We start from the raw sequence: 14,023 nt of genomic DNA, 5'->3' as shown, positions 1-14,023 counted from the left end.
CCATGCCTACTTTGGACACCAAACGTATTTTGCTCTCTTCAACGATGCTCGCCATGTTGGCAACAACGGCTGGCGCGCAGGAGCGTCATGCGTATTTCGGGCAGACGCATCAACACACCAGTTGGTCGCTTGATGCTTACATCATCGGCAACACGGTTACTGGTCCCGCTGAGGCGTACCAATATTCCATGGGAGAGACGATCAAGCATCCCGCTGGCTTCGACGTCAAAATAAAAACGCCGCTCGATTTTCAAGGCGTCACCGATCACTCGGAATATGTCGGCGTGATCAGGCTTGCCAACGATCCCACTTCCTCGATCAGCAAGTTGCCTGTCGCCGAAAAGCTGAAGGTCACCAAAGACAACCCCGCCATGAAGATTTTCAGTTGGCTGGCGGGCACCATCGCGACCCACAAGCCAGTGACCGAATTGCTCGATCCGCAATTGGCCGGGACCGTATGGGCTCAAAACAACGCGATTGCCGACAAGTACAACAAGCCGGGAACATTCACCACATTCTGTTCGTACGAATGGACATCGATGCCGAACAACCAGAACATGCATCGCAACGTGTTCTTCAAGGATTGTTCCAAGGTTCCGCAGACTCCGTTTTCGGCCATCGAATCTGACCATCCCGAGGATCTTTGGACGTGGATGGATGGCCAGCGGAAGGCGGGAAACGAGGTCTTGGCAATCTCCCACAATGCCAACCTTTCCAATGGCATCATGTTTCCGACTGATGTCGACAGCAAGGGCAATCCAATCGATGCCGCCTGGGCACAGCAGCGCATGACCAACGAGCCCTTGACTGAACTCAAGCAAGTGAAGGGAGCATCGGAAACCCATCCTGACCTCTCGCCAAATGACGAGTTCGCCAACTTTGAAATCATGAACTACCTGATTGGCCTCGATAACAGCACCTCGAAACTGCATGGCAGCTACGCCCGCGAAGCCTACGAAAATGGTCTGGCGATGCAGGAATCGCGCGGTTATAACCCTTACAAGTTCGGGGTTGTCGGCGCGGGAGACTCCCACAATACCGTCACTGCCTACTCGCAGTCGAACTTTTTCGGCGCCCACGGGTTGGTGGACGCTACGCCCGAGGCCAGACTCGCGGGAACAGTTGCATCCGGCATGACCATCCTGCAAACCGGAACCTCCGGGCTTACCGTTGCTTGGGCCGAAGAGAACACGCGTGACTCGATCTTCGCCGCCATGCAGCGCAAGGAAGTCTATGCGACAAGCGGCGTCCGAATTCAGGCACGACTGTTCGGTGGCTGGGATTACGACAAAGGACTTCTCTCGCAAGATGATTGGGTCAAGGTCGCCTATGCGGGCGGCGTGCCCATGGGCGGCGACCTGCCTGCAACTGACGACAAAGTGCCGTCGTTCGTCGTCTCCGCCGTGAAAGACCCCGCTAACGGAAATCTGGATCGTATCCAGATCGTTAAGGGCTGGACCAAACAAGGTCAGATATTCGAGAAGGTGTTCGACGTTGCCTGGTCAGGTGATCGCCAGGTGAATCCCGCGACTGGCAAATTGCCTGCGGTCGGCAGTACGGTGGATATCACCAAGGCCACCTATACGAACGACATCGGTGCCGTGGAGCTCAAGGCAGTTTGGACGGATCCTGAGTTCGATGCCAGCCAGCATGCATTTTACTATGCCCGCGTATTACAGATTCCCACTCCACGCTGGAGTACGTACGATGCGGCTAAGCTCGGCATCCTGCCGCCGAGTGATGTGTCCCCCACGGTTCAGGAACGGGCCTGGACCTCGCCGATCTGGTATACCCCTTCAGCAACCGCAATAGCCAAAGCTGAAAAGGGCGTGACCGTCACTGACCTGACCAAGGGCGGCGCAACAGTGCTCAATGATGATCAACTCAAAGAGTTGGTCGGGCAAACTCTGAAAGTCCGCAACACCGTAACCAATCACGAATTTCAGATTTTGTTCGGTGCTGCCGGAAAGCGCGTCATCACGGAGTTGAACGGCGGTGCGCCCAAATCGGATGATCTATTGCAGGTGATGCATACGAGCCTCTCCGGATCGTCGGCCGACTACGAAATACGCGATGGGCACATGGTCACGACGATCGATGGAACGCCGTTCGAACTGACAGTCTACAAGAAGGGTGATCAATACGTGGCGGCGCGCAGCAATGAATTCGGCTACGCAAACTACGAAGTTCAAAGCGTTGAACGTTGACCATGGGACACATGGGCGGAGAGGTAATGCAATGAACCTGTTTCCCATAGCGCCACGTCCAGAACGAAACGACAGCGACAGCGACAAGATCAAGTCGATAAAGCAGTGGCAGCGATTGCTCAGCGAGCCGCTGCTGCACTTCCTCGTCGTGGGTGTCGTTCTCTTCGGCGTATATCGCATTCTTAATCCTGTAGCGGAACAAGCAATCGATACGCAGAAAATCGAGTTGACCAAGGACGACGTCCGGCAACTGGCAATCAGCTGGCTTGCGCAAGGAAGGTCATTGCCGACCGAAGATCAACTGCGCAGTCTATTGGATCAGAAAGTTACGGAAGAAATACTGTCCCGCGAAGCTGTGGCGCTCGGGCTTGATCGCGACGATCAGATTATCAAGCGCAGGCTCGCCCAAAAGATGGATTTCCTCGCAGCTGACGTAGCTTCGATCGAAGAACCAAGCGACGCGGTGCTCACCGCCTGGTTTCAACAAAACGCCGCCCGCTTTGCACTCCCGCCACATGCGAGCTTCCGGCATCTTTACTTTTCGCAGGACAACCATGGTGGCGGGTCGAAAGAGTCAGCGGCGGCCGTTCTTGTTCAGATTGGGGGCAAATCGCCTGATGCGCCCGGTGTTCCATCGGTGGCTGATCCTTTCATGTTTCAGAACCATTATGGTGACGCCACGCCAGACCAGATGGCAAAGGAGTTCGGACCTGACTTCGCCACTGCGCTGTTCAGACTCAAACCCGGTTCTTGGCAAGGGCCCGTCCAATCCGGCTATGGGTGGCATCTAGTTTGGATCGACGTGATTGATCCCGGACGCATTCCCGCCTTCGAGGAGGTTAGGCCCCAAGTAAAGTCGGCGTGGATGGATGAACGCTACCGGGATGTAAAACGGGCCGCGCTCGAGGAGATGCGTTCGCGTTATACCGTATCGGTGCCCTCGATAAGCCCTGCTGACTTACGGGACCTGCAACGGCCAATGGCCGGCTCCTCACCAGAATGGCTTGCGCAATGAGCGACTTTGGCAGGTTTTTTGGCTTTTGCTGCCGCCTCGTGCGGGGCGCTGTTGTCGCATGCCTTTGCTATGTGTCAGCCGCTGCGGCTCATGAAGTTCGCCCGGCCTATCTCCAGATCGATCAGACGGGCCCAAACCGATACAGCGTAATCTGGCGCACCCCACTGCTGTCGGGCATGCGCTTGCCGGTTGCTTTGCGGTTTTCCGACGAGGTGAAGAACGTCACACAGCCTGCCGAACGGGAGCTTCCGGATTCGATTGTCGAGCGTCGTGTCGTCGAGACCACCAAGGGCAATCTGGCCGGCGAACGCGTAGAGTTCGTGGGCCTACAAGCCACGATTACGGATGTGCTGGTGCGCGCGCATTTACTTGGCCAACCTGTTTCCACCACACTGGTGCGCCCTTCTCGGCCGTGGGTCGACGTCGCAACCCAGCCCGGACGTTTGGACGTGGCAAAGACGTTTGTTGTGCACGGCATCGAGCACATTCTGTTGGGCTACGATCACCTGCTCTTTGTGTTGGCTCTGATCCTCATCGCGCGCAACTGGCGAGCACTGCTTCTGACGGTGACCGCATTCACACTGGCGCACACGATCACGCTGACGCTAGCGACGCTTGGCTTTGTCCATATCCCAGGACCACCCGTCGAAGCGGCAATCGCCTTCAGCATATTGCTGCTTGCCTGCGAGATAATCCGCATCCACAACGGCCAAACGAGTTTGACCCAGCAGCGACCATGGTTGGTCGCCTTTGCTTTCGGACTGTTGCACGGACTTGGCTTTGCCGGAGCGCTGGCCGATCTGGCTCTTCCTGTCGGGGATATTCCACTGGCTCTGCTATTCTTCAACGTTGGCGTGGAACTGGGACAGCTGATATTCATCGCTGCGGTGATTGCCGCAGTAGGTTTTGCACGATTGTTGAAATATCCGCCACTTGTTGGCCGCACTGCATTTCTCACGACCACCTATGGCATTGGCACAATGGCGTCATTCTGGTTCGTGGAGCGGCTGGCGGCATTTTGACTGGGGAGAACGTTTTTCGGGCAATAGCAAAACAAACGGAGGAGACAATACCATGCAAAGGAAACTGGAATCTCTAAGTTTAGCAGTCGCAATATCCTTCTTGGCGCTTGGAGGCGCCTTGGCGCAGGACAAGCCTAATGCCATCAAGTCACCGGCGACAAAGACCATCGGATCCGCAAAGCCTCAGGTTGAACCGGCGCTGATCGTGCTCAACTCGAGGGGTGCCAGCATAAAGGAAGGAAAGCTGGTCCTCACGGGGATTTCACCCAATTCGATCATGTTCGCTGATCGTCCGGTGAGGGCAGCTGGCCACGTTCTTACTGCGCATCTTCTGGAAGAGTGGGCGACCGGCAAGGACAGCTTCGCCACCGATCCGCCCAACGCGACGGTGTCCGTCCTCAAGAAGGACGGGAGCGATGTCCTTGACGCCGTCGTCACCTTGAATGCTCCCAAGATGGAGGACGACAATCTCAGCTTCGATGTGGAGGTGCTGGAGGGTAGCCTCGATGGCGCGGACGGACCGGCATCGACCTTTATCGACATCATCGGAATGCCGTTCACACCGCGTTCATTTGCGGGCGTCGCCCGTCGCTCCGCGTTTCGAGGAGCCTGGTATGGGGGGCCGTCGCCGGAGCCGCTGTGGCAGCGCCGTACTATTATCCGCGGCCTGCCTGCGGCCCTTACCCGTATCCGCCATGCTATTGATAAGGGCACTGGGCGTTCTCTGCTTAAATCAAGTCCCATGCGCCAATGTCCGCAATGGGCGCAAAGCGGACATTCATCTTGATTGGTTGTTGGCAATCCAGCCTGGCATGCGTTACTAGCAGCGTGGGCGACGCGTACTCCCCTCAGCCGCCATAAAGGTAGTTCGGAAGCCAGAGCGTTATGCCGGGCCAGATGTACATGATAATCATGCAAACGATGACGATCAGCATGTAAGGCATCATGCCGGCGAATATCTGGTTGAGCGTGACATGCGGTGGGGAGACCCCCTTGAGATAGAACGCCGACATTGCGACGGGGGGTGACAGGAACGCCGCCTGCAAATTCACGAAGACCAGCACTCCCCAAAGAACCGGGTCGATGTTGAAGTGCTTCAACATCGGTAGAAAGATCGGCACGAAGATGATGATGATCTCGGTCCATTCGAGCGGCCAGCCGAGAATGAATATGATCGCTTGCGACAGTATCATGAACTGTATGGGCGACAGGTCAAGCGACAGGACCCATTGCTCGAGCAGCGCCTGACCGCCGAGGATTGCGAAAACAGCCGAGAACAGCGCCGATCCGACAAAGAGCCAGCACACCATGGCCGTGGTCTTCGCGGTCAGAAACACCGCTTCTTTGGTGCGCTTCCAGTTGAGCGTTCGGGCCTGGAACGCCAGCAGAAAGGCACCCGCGGCACCGACTGCTGCGGACTCGGTAGCCGTCGTGATTCCAAACAGGATGACAGCGAGCACGACCGCGGTGAGAATGCCAAGAGGCATGACGGAGGAGGTCAGGAGCTTCACGACCTCCAGCCGCTCGGCATTCATATTCCGGTAGTAGCGGACGAGTATCAGTGCAGCCAATGCGGCAATGAGGCCGAACGAAACGTAGAAACCGGTAGCCGGTCCAACAGGCGTGGCGGGTGCCGCGTCCAGCACTGGTGAGCCGAGCTGCTCCAATCCGGATGGAGCTTCGAGTTCGGCGGATGCTTGCGGATGGATAACGACATACCACCACACGAGCAAAAGGACGAAGGTTGTTAGGGCGAAGGGCACCAGAGCAGCAAAGAAATTCCGAAAGAGCTTCCAATAGGTAAGATGTCCATTCTCCGTCACGAGCGCCATCGCCCTGGACGGCGCAAGCAATGCCGAAAAAAGTCCGACAAGCATGTTGTGTGAGTAGACTGCCTGAAAGCTTCGCATCCAAGCCGGTACCGGAACCTTTGTTTGTTCCTCCGTCAAGGCGGGAGCGATCCGCGGATTGATTGTCGCCCATGCAAGAATGTAGACGAGATAGAGGAAAGCAAGGAAAAAACCGGGGAACATCGCGGCGGCGTAGAGCTTCACCACGGACTGCCCCGCGACCGCCGCATAGACGATGATCATGACCGACGGCGGGATCAGGATACCCAGCGTGCCGCCGGCGGTAATTACGCCGGAAGCGAGCCTCACATCGTATCCGGCGCGCAGCATCGGATTGAAGGCAATGACCCCCATTAAGACCACCACAGCGCCGACGAGGCCGCTGGCGATGCCCCAGAACGTGCAGACGATGAGCGTCGCAACGGCGAGTGACGCCGGAACGCGCCGGAACGCGAGCTGGATGCTGTAGAACATCTTGTCGACCAGCGCCCCGCGTTCCATCACGTAACCCATGAGCACGAACAGCGGGATGGAGATCAGAACATCGTTGGTCATGGCCCCGTAGGTACGCTGGACCATCAAATCGAAGATGCGATTATCTATCCAGTGCTCAGCGGGGTTGTAGAACGCGTAGAACCCGAAAAACATGCCGAGGCCCATCAGCGTGAAGGCCGTCGGGAAACCCATCATGATAACGACCACGATGAGCATGAGCATGGTGAGTCCGAGAACGGGATCGCTCATGTCTGCAAATCCCCACCCGAACCGCGTTTGCGCGCCGTCTCGTCGATTTGTTGTGCGCGCTCGATCGCGGCTTTGCGCGTCTCTTCGTCTACATGCTCGCTGTGCGCGAGCTGCTCCTCGACCACGTCGATCTCCGCGACATCCTTGAGCCGGCTGGGCCATTCCCCCGTCTTGAGGCAGACGATACAGCGCACGATCTCGGCGAAGCCTTGAAGCATCACAAGGGCACCAGCCAACGGAATGACCGACTTGAAGTAGTAGATCGGCGGGCCTTCCGCGGTTATAGTTGAATGCTCCCCGATCCGCCACGAAAGTGCCGCGTAGTCGTAGCCTGCGTAAACGAGGGCGGCGATGCCGGGAAGAAAGAAGACGATGTACAATACAAGATCAAGCGCCGCCTGTGTCCGCGGCCGCATCGAACTGTAGAGAAAGTCGCCGCGTACATGGGCGTTTTGCGCCAATGTGTATGCTCCGGCTAGCATGAACAATGTGCCGTAAAACATGCTGCTGGCATCGAATATCCACGCCGTCGGCATATTCATGATGTAGCGCTTAAAGACCTCAACGCAGACAAGCGTCATCAGCCCGACGATGAGCCACGCCGCCGCCTTTCCAACCCATGCGCTGATTGCATCGATCATATGCAGAAAATGCTGAACGTTCACGCGTGCCCCCAATGGCGAAAGGATATTTAGGCGAACAAAGCATCCTCGGTCATGTTCCCAACGATGCTTTATTCGAACTGTGCGTCAGATCTTCTTCGCCGCCGCGTTCTCTCCGAAATAGTGATCGAAGGCCATTCGGCGGTTGACGACAGTGTCCTGTTCCCAACGCGTTGCCCGCTCCGCAAAGGCGATTTGGGACTGGATGACTTCCTTGAACAGCGGGTTTTCCGCCGCCTTCTTCTTCACGACCTCGTCGTATACCTCCAGTTGTTTTTTGAGGATCGCGTCCGGCGTCTTGTAGAACTTGACCTTATCGGTGGTCTGCATCTCCACGTAGTCTTTCGAATAGCGGTCGATCGCCTTCCAGTGCATGTCCTGCGAAGCGGCCTCCACGGCGTTGGAGATGATGGCCTTCATCTGGTCAGGCAATGTGTCGTATTTCGTCCTGTTGAACAGCACCTCGAACTGCTCGGCATTCTGGTGATAGCTTTGCAGCATGCATATCTTGGACACGTCCGGGAAACCGAGGACCCGGTCGGACGACGCGTTGTTGAATTCGGCCGCGTCAATCAGGCCGCGATCCAACGCCGCGACGATTTCGCCGCCCGGCAGCGCGTTAACCGCCGCACCGAGCGCGGTGAAGACATCGATCGAGATACCGACGGTGCGGAATTTCAGTCCCTGGAGATCCTCGACCTTGGCCACGGGTTTCTTGAACCAGCCGAGCGGCTGTGTCGGCATCGGCCCGTAGAGGAACGAAACGACACTCGCGCCTATGGAGTCGTAGAGCTTTGCGAGAAGCTCCTTGCCGCCGCCGTATTTGTGCCAGGCGAGCGTCATGTTGGCATCCATGGCAAAGCCCGGCCCCGATCCCCATAGCGCCAGCGCGGCCTGTTTGCCGTAGTGGTAGACGACCACGCCGTGGCCGCCGTCAAGCGTTCCTTGTGACACCGCGTCAAGCAGGCCAAATGCAGGCACCACGGCGCCGGCCGGCAGTACCTCGATCTTGAGGTCGCCGCCTGTCATGTCGTTCACCTTCTTGGCAAAATCCAGTGCGAACTCGTGAAAGATATCTTTGGCGGGCCATGTGCTCTGCCAACGCATGCTGACAGGCCCTTGCGCCTTGACGATGCTCGGCGCAGCAATGATCGCCGCGCCCGCGACGGCCGCACCGCCCAAGAACTTGCGGCGCGAGGTCTTGTCCCATGTTTGGGTCATTGATTTGGTCATTTGTTCCTCCCAGAAGCCCGGGCCTTCGTGCCCATCTCAGACGATACTACTCAATGACTTCACAAGCAAAGATTACTTTATGACAGCTAAAGCAATGATTAAAAGTGGACGGCATACAAATACTACAATTCAGCATTGCTGAACTTGCGAATTGCGGCCTCTTTTACGATGGGTACATCCTGCCATTGAATGACTGCTTTCGCGACGGGTACAGACGGTCAGAAACGTGGCGGCGGTTACGGGTCTCAGTGGTTGCGGGGCTTGAAACCACTGAGACGTTGCATCGGAGACTTCGAACTAATTGAATAATGCGCCTTGAGAAAGGCCGGAACTATTTCTGCCTAGCCACGAAGTCTTCACACCGAGGAGGCACGTCAGCGGGCGACCGCGGTGGAAAGCGGGCTACGTTTAAAGGGGATGTCGCCTCAGACGGCTCTTGAAGTCAAAACTGGTCACTCGTTGAGCCTATTCCGGCAAGCCTGCCTTTAATAGACCTTGGCGAAGCAATTCCCGGTGATCAGGACACTCCAGAACGACCACCCGCTTCAAGAAATCGGCCGTGGAGAAATTGGGCCGTTCTCTCAGGACGAGGGCAACTTCGGAGTGCGCTTCGGACAATCGGTGCGCTTGCGCATAACACGCCGCAAGTCGGGCATGCGTATATGGACCGGGATTGGGCAGTTCACTCAGCGCAAGCGCTGCCTCGTCGTAGCGCTCCAACAAGTAAAGAACGTTGGCGAGAGCTGCCTCGTACCACGACGGCGGAAACGGGTTGAGCCGCATTCCTTCATTGATCCATTCCAGGCCTTCGTCGAGTCTGCCCCGTCGGGCCAGAAGGCCTCCCATTTGAACGAGGCCATTCGCATCGTTCGGATTGAGTTGATAGGCTCGGCGGAAGTGACGCTCCGCGATATCGAACTCGCGGCGGAAGACGCAAACGAGCGCCAACAAGCGATGGCAAACGCTTTCTTGCCCGTCCAGGGCGACTGCCTTCCTCGCGATCGCAAACGCGTCGTCCAGAACCTCCGCTGGGGCATCGGCATAACCGTGCAAGGCAACTCGAGAGAGAGCAAGGTATGCATAAGCCAGAGCAAATCGAGGATCGCGCTCGACTGCAGCTTCGAGCATGTGGCAAGCCTGTTGGTTGTCATCATCGGCATATCCTCTGAGGTGAGCAACACCGCGCAGATAGTACTCATAGGCTGCAAGGCTCACCGTCGGCTTGCGAAGCGACTGCTGGAATTTCACCTCCTCGATCCGGCCAACGAGCGTCGAAACAATCATTTTGGCGACTTCGTCCTGTACTGCAAAGACATCGGTCAGGCTGCGATCAAAGCGCTCAGCCCAAAGATGACTTCCAGTTGCGGCTTCAATCAGCTGAGCCGTGACACGGATGCGCTGGTCCACGCGCCGAATGCTTCCCTCGACAATGAAAGCGACGCCAAGCTGTCGTCCGATTTCCTTCAGACTGGTAGGTTTGCCGCGAAAATTGAAAGACGAGTTGGCAGCAATGACCGAGAGCGAGCGAAACCGTGCAAGACCAGTGATGATATCCTCTGTAATCCCGTCGCTGAAGAAGGTTTCATCAGGCCGGCCGTTCAGGTCCTCAAATGGAAGGACGGCAATGGAGGGTCTATCCGTAATGGGAAGGCTGGCAGGTCCAACTGTTGGTGAATCCATCCAGTGCCAGACCCGGACAGGCCGCGCGATGTTCTTCAGCGACACCTCGCCGCCGTCCTCAAATGCCAAGCCACTCTTTCCGGCGAGCTGACGCTGGACAGTATCCGATATGCAGATGCCGCCCGGTTGAGCCAGGGCTTCAAGGCGGGCGGCGATGTTGACGCCATCGCCGAACAAGTCGTTGCCTTCGACCACCACGTCAGCGAGATTGATGCCAATGCGAAAGATCATGCGCCGATCGGGAGAAATCTGCCTTTGATCGAGTGTAATATCATTTTGCAGCGAGACCCCGCAGTTCACCGCATCTACAGCGGAATTGAACATGACCAGGGCACCATCTCCCATCAATTTCATGATCTGACCGCCATGGGTCGAAATTGTCGGTCTGAAGATAGAGGCTTGAAGCCGTTTGATTGAGCCGAGCGTATCCATCTCGTCGATTTCAATCAGGCGAGAATAACCGACGATATCTGTGGCCATAATCGCCGCAAGCCGCCGTTTGACGCGATCTTTTGCCATCCCTTCTCCCCGAGTTCCGAGAGACTTTGGCTAGATCGGGCACGCCGCGTTTGAACCCGATGCCAGCTTTGAGAAAAATATGAAAACGTGACCAGCTTCCGCTCAATCTGGACTTCGGTCAACCGGATTGGCTTTGATCCAAAATTCGGATACTCCACGCTGTTCCGCTAGCGGCGGTTTCAATGGATCGTTTGTCTGTAACTGACTGTGTTCTACGTGCAGGGCGCGATTGGCTCACACGACGGCCGGCGGTTCTGCCGAGCCCTTTTCCTGGCCGCTTTCCGTTCAAACGCACTAACGGGACAATCAATCGTCGTCAGTCGGCTGGAGTATGCATAACGTGGCTGCGGGCTCCCTGATACGCGGACCAAACAGAGGCGGCCCTAAAAAGTGGGCCGCCATGATGCGTTGCACCCAGGCCCGTGGTCGTATGTCCAGGCAGTCCAGCCAAACGGCGGCAGCGAGTTCGCTACGGCTCGTTGACAGCCTCGGTGCAAATCCTGTCCAAACAAGGATCAGGGCCATCATGGTCGGATTCACCGTCGTCGATGGATTTCGAAGGATAAGTTTGCTGCCGTTGGCTCTTAACGAATGTCTCCTTTTGGCGCAGAGCGGACATCGTCCACCTTCTGCTATTGCCGCCAAAGTTGCCGGTGGTCCGTTTGTAGAGTGATGCCTAATGACAGTTTCTGCCAAATTAAAGGCATCCATCTGCAAGATTTAGCCAACTATTTGGATGAGCGACGCGCAGCGGCGGTCAAAGAAATCAGGCAACTGACAAGCTAGGACTCACTAATCAGAACCAGAAGGCAAATGTCGCTGGGCCCTATTGGCGCAAGCGGACTCAAAGTTCAAACCGGAATTTCCGTCGATTGCTTCACGCGCTGCATGGGAATTTCGGATTTGATATTCCTGACGCCCTTGATTCGACCTAGATGCTCGATCTGGAATTTTCTGTAGCCTTCAAGGTCTGGAGCTACAACGCGGAGAATGAAGTCGCAGTCCCCGGCCATAAGGTGGCACTCCACGACTTGAGGTAGCCTTTTGATCGCCTCGACAAATGGGACCACGGTTTCCTCGTCCTGACCTGAAAGCCACACACGTGCAAACACCGTAAAGCCCATGTCAATCTTGGAGGCATCAACGAGTGCCACGTAGCGTTCGATGATACCTGAGTCCTCAAGAATTTTTACACGCCTCAGGCACGGTGAAGGCGAGAGGCCAACCTTTACAGCCAATTCAGTGTTCTGAATTTTACCGTCGTGCTGGAGCGCCCTCAGGATGGCACGATCAATCGAGTCAAGTTGCGCTGGCATTGAAATTCAACATTCATGGATTCCCTAGCTTGAAACGCTAATATATCAGAGATTCTGCCGATAAACGCAACTGAATTTCGCTCCGTAGAAGTGCGTCGCAGGAATGAGTAATTCCTCGGAAGCGGAGGCCCTACAATATGAGCGAAACGAACAACCGTGTTGGTAGTGTTGGCGCTGCGCGGAATGACACGTGGCGTGGGTTTAAAGACGGGATACCCATCATGTTGGGGTTCGTTCCTTTCGCACTTGTTTTGGGCGCACAGGCCACACAGAAAGGTTTCAGCGCGATCGAGGTTCCGATGATGACAGGGCTCAACTTTGGCGGCGGATCAGAGTTTGCAGCGGTGGAACTGTGGACCTCTCCACCGCACATATTGCTGATCGTTGCTATCACCTTCCTCGTCAACAGCCGCCATCTTCTGATGGGAGCCGCATTCGCGCCGCTAATGCGCGGCCTGTCTCATCGACAGGCACTTAGTGTCCTTTTCTTCATGTGCGATGAAAGCTGGGCCATGGGCCTGGCGGACGCCCATCGACGCCATGGCGACCTCAATCGAGGCTATTTCTTTGGTGCCGCTCTGGGTCTTTATGCAACGTGGATCATCTTCACCACAACGGGGGCGTTGGTCGGACCGTTTCTGGGTGATGTGACACGCTTCGGCTTTGACATGGCTTTTCCTGCCGTGTTTCTCGTCATGCTGGCGGGAATGTGGAAAGGGCCACTTGCAGCGCGCCCCTGGCTGGTAAGCCTGACTGTTGCGGGCGCAACTCATGTTTTCTTGCCGGGTGCGTGGTATGTCCCAGCAGGTGCACTGTCAGGTCTGATCGCAGCTTACTTCTGGGCGAGGTCGGCATGATCGATCCAATGTTTGCACTAACCATTCTGTTGATGGCCATCGTGACCTATCTTACGCGGATCGGCGGTTACCTTTTCCTGAGAAGCCGAACGGTGAACGAACGAACGAAGGCGCTCATGGAATGCGCACCTGGTTGCGTTCTGATCACGGTGATTGCCCCAGATTTCGTTACAGGACGTCCGGCCGATCTCATTGCGCTGGCGATAACAATACTCGTAGCGACCAGACTGCCGGTTCTGCCCACCGTCCTGATTGCCATCGCCTCGGCGGCGATCCTTCGGAATATCCTGGTTTAATGGTCACTCTTCACGGGAAGCCGAAAGTGGCGGGCGGCCGCTTTCGGCGGCGCGAAGCGGACATGAATGTCTGCTTCTGGGCAGAGCGAACATCGTCCAACTTCTGCTATTGCCGCAAGTTGCAGATGGTGTCCGTCGTCGAGTGATGCCTCACGGCAGTTTCTGCCAAATTAAAGGCATCCATCTGCAAGACTTGGCGGACCATTTGGATGAGCGACGCGCAGCAGCGGTCAAAGAAATCAAGCAGCTGACAAGCTAGACTCAGGATTCACTAATCAGAACCAGAAGGCAAATGCCGCTGGCCCCTATTGGCCCAAACCAGTCTTCCATATTCGGCGAAGCGAAAAACACTGGGGTTGAGATCGGCTTCATCCATTCGGTACAAACCTTTGTGGTTGTGCCAAGCGCCTCGTCACGGACATTCGTATATGCTAGTTTCCGTCAGAAACTGCCGGATTGGATTGTGGGCCAGCGGGCGCTGAGTTTCTCCGGCGACGTCAAGAAGGCGATCGTAGCTGCTTTCCACGCCTGATCGACAAACTTACCCGCGTCCAGCTGCTGATCCTTGACGACTAGAGAACGCATATAGGCCTCGCTAAATCGACAAGGTTCTGGACCCAGG

The 14,023-nt window shown here is 56.3% G+C and carries 12 protein-coding genes and 1 pseudogene; 7 read left to right on the top strand and 6 right to left on the bottom strand.

Translation table 11 applies throughout. From position 1 onward, the window contains the following. Nucleotides 1-2 precede the first annotated feature (2 nt). From BLM14_RS05985 to BLM14_RS05970, 4 genes and pseudogenes are all read left to right on the top strand, one after another. Nucleotides 3-2,207 (top strand): DUF3604 domain-containing protein, encoded by a 2,205-nt coding sequence (locus BLM14_RS05985; RefSeq protein ID WP_099998543.1) that lies wholly within the window; start codon nt 3-5, stop codon nt 2,205-2,207. 31 nt (nt 2,208-2,238) lie between these two features. Continuing rightward, on the top strand, nt 2,239-3,222 hold the full coding sequence (locus BLM14_RS05980; protein WP_099998542.1) for a peptidyl-prolyl cis-trans isomerase: 984 nt from the start codon (nt 2,239-2,241) through the stop codon (nt 3,220-3,222). Next, nucleotides 3,219-4,244 (top strand): HupE/UreJ family protein, encoded by a 1,026-nt coding sequence (locus BLM14_RS05975; protein WP_099998541.1) that lies wholly within the window; start codon nt 3,219-3,221, stop codon nt 4,242-4,244. The genes BLM14_RS05980 and BLM14_RS05975 overlap by 4 nt, the downstream gene beginning before the upstream one ends. A 52-nt stretch (nt 4,245-4,296) precedes the next feature. Continuing rightward, nucleotides 4,297-4,949: pseudogene (locus BLM14_RS05970) on the top strand (hypothetical protein). A 143-nt stretch (nt 4,950-5,092) separates the two neighbouring features. Here BLM14_RS05970 and BLM14_RS05965 read toward each other — a convergent pair. The 5 genes from BLM14_RS05965 to BLM14_RS05935 form a co-directional block, all read right to left on the bottom strand. Then, the gene (locus BLM14_RS05965) at nt 5,093-6,838 is read right to left on the bottom strand and encodes a TRAP transporter large permease (protein ID WP_099998540.1); all 1,746 of its coding nucleotides are present in this window, start codon (nt 6,836-6,838) and stop codon (nt 5,093-5,095) included. Next, entirely contained in the window at nt 6,835-7,479 is a 645-nt protein-coding gene (locus BLM14_RS05960; protein WP_162293137.1) for a TRAP transporter small permease subunit, read from the bottom strand. The genes BLM14_RS05965 and BLM14_RS05960 overlap by 4 nt, the downstream gene beginning before the upstream one ends. A gap of 108 nt (nt 7,480-7,587) precedes the next feature. Continuing rightward, nucleotides 7,588-8,733, bottom strand: a complete 1,146-nt coding sequence (locus BLM14_RS05955; protein WP_237143471.1) for a TRAP transporter substrate-binding protein — start codon at nt 8,731-8,733, stop codon at nt 7,588-7,590. Between the two features lie 465 nt (nt 8,734-9,198). Beyond that, complete coding sequence (locus BLM14_RS05950; RefSeq protein ID WP_099998539.1) at nt 9,199-10,932, bottom strand: adenylate/guanylate cyclase domain-containing protein; 1,734 nt, start codon at nt 10,930-10,932, stop codon at nt 9,199-9,201. Between the two features lie 851 nt (nt 10,933-11,783). Then, complete coding sequence (locus BLM14_RS05935) at nt 11,784-12,248, bottom strand: Lrp/AsnC family transcriptional regulator (protein WP_099998537.1); 465 nt, start codon at nt 12,246-12,248, stop codon at nt 11,784-11,786. 137 nt (nt 12,249-12,385) lie between these two features. Here BLM14_RS05935 and BLM14_RS05930 point away from each other — a divergent pair, with 137 nt between their 5' ends. The 3 genes from BLM14_RS05930 to BLM14_RS30895 are packed head-to-tail and all read left to right on the top strand — an operon-like array spanning nt 12,386 to nt 13,547. Continuing rightward, nucleotides 12,386-13,105: an AzlC family ABC transporter permease gene (locus BLM14_RS05930; RefSeq protein WP_099998536.1), complete on the top strand. Its 720-nt coding sequence runs from the start codon at nt 12,386-12,388 to the stop codon at nt 13,103-13,105. Next, on the top strand, nt 13,102-13,401 hold the full coding sequence (locus tag BLM14_RS05925) for an AzlD family protein (protein WP_099998535.1): 300 nt from the start codon (nt 13,102-13,104) through the stop codon (nt 13,399-13,401). Before BLM14_RS05930 ends, BLM14_RS05925 begins: the two co-directional genes overlap by 4 nt. Further along, the gene (locus BLM14_RS30895) at nt 13,401-13,547 is read left to right on the top strand and encodes a hypothetical protein (protein WP_157929480.1); all 147 of its coding nucleotides are present in this window, start codon (nt 13,401-13,403) and stop codon (nt 13,545-13,547) included. Before BLM14_RS05925 ends, BLM14_RS30895 begins: the two co-directional genes overlap by 1 nt. Nucleotides 13,548-13,842: 295 nt before the next feature. Here the strand turns inward: BLM14_RS30895 and BLM14_RS30890 are convergent, their stop codons facing one another. Next, entirely contained in the window at nt 13,843-13,986 is a 144-nt protein-coding gene (locus BLM14_RS30890; RefSeq protein ID WP_157929479.1) for a hypothetical protein, read from the bottom strand. Nucleotides 13,987-14,023 lie beyond the last annotated feature (37 nt).

It is taken from the genome of Phyllobacterium zundukense, assembly GCF_002764115.1.
GTDB classification, from domain to species: Bacteria; Pseudomonadota; Alphaproteobacteria; order Rhizobiales; family Rhizobiaceae; genus Phyllobacterium; species Phyllobacterium zundukense.
Note: the sequence above shows the minus strand (reverse complement) of the source record. Positions and strands in the feature narration are given on the sequence as shown.

Coding starts and splice junctions, on each gene's coding strand:
- BLM14_RS05960 (WP_162293137.1), bottom strand. CDS start 7,479: ATGATCGATGCAATCAGCGCATGGGTTGGAAAGGCGGCGGCGTGGCTC.
- BLM14_RS05980 (WP_099998542.1), top strand. CDS start 2,239: ATGAACCTGTTTCCCATAGCGCCACGTCCAGAACGAAACGACAGCGAC.
- BLM14_RS30895 (WP_157929480.1), top strand. CDS start 13,401: ATGGTCACTCTTCACGGGAAGCCGAAAGTGGCGGGCGGCCGCTTTCGG.
- BLM14_RS05975 (WP_099998541.1), top strand. CDS start 3,219: ATGAGCGACTTTGGCAGGTTTTTTGGCTTTTGCTGCCGCCTCGTGCGG.
- BLM14_RS05925 (WP_099998535.1), top strand. CDS start 13,102: ATGATCGATCCAATGTTTGCACTAACCATTCTGTTGATGGCCATCGTG.
- BLM14_RS30890 (WP_157929479.1), bottom strand. CDS start 13,986: ATGCGTTCTCTAGTCGTCAAGGATCAGCAGCTGGACGCGGGTAAGTTT.
- BLM14_RS05950 (WP_099998539.1), bottom strand. CDS start 10,932: ATGGCAAAAGATCGCGTCAAACGGCGGCTTGCGGCGATTATGGCCACA.
- BLM14_RS05935 (WP_099998537.1), bottom strand. CDS start 12,248: ATGCCAGCGCAACTTGACTCGATTGATCGTGCCATCCTGAGGGCGCTC.
- BLM14_RS05930 (WP_099998536.1), top strand. CDS start 12,386: ATGAGCGAAACGAACAACCGTGTTGGTAGTGTTGGCGCTGCGCGGAAT.
- BLM14_RS05965 (WP_099998540.1), bottom strand. CDS start 6,838: ATGAGCGATCCCGTTCTCGGACTCACCATGCTCATGCTCATCGTGGTC.
- BLM14_RS05955 (WP_237143471.1), bottom strand. CDS start 8,733: ATGACCAAATCAATGACCCAAACATGGGACAAGACCTCGCGCCGCAAG.
- BLM14_RS05985 (WP_099998543.1), top strand. CDS start 3: ATGCCTACTTTGGACACCAAACGTATTTTGCTCTCTTCAACGATGCTC.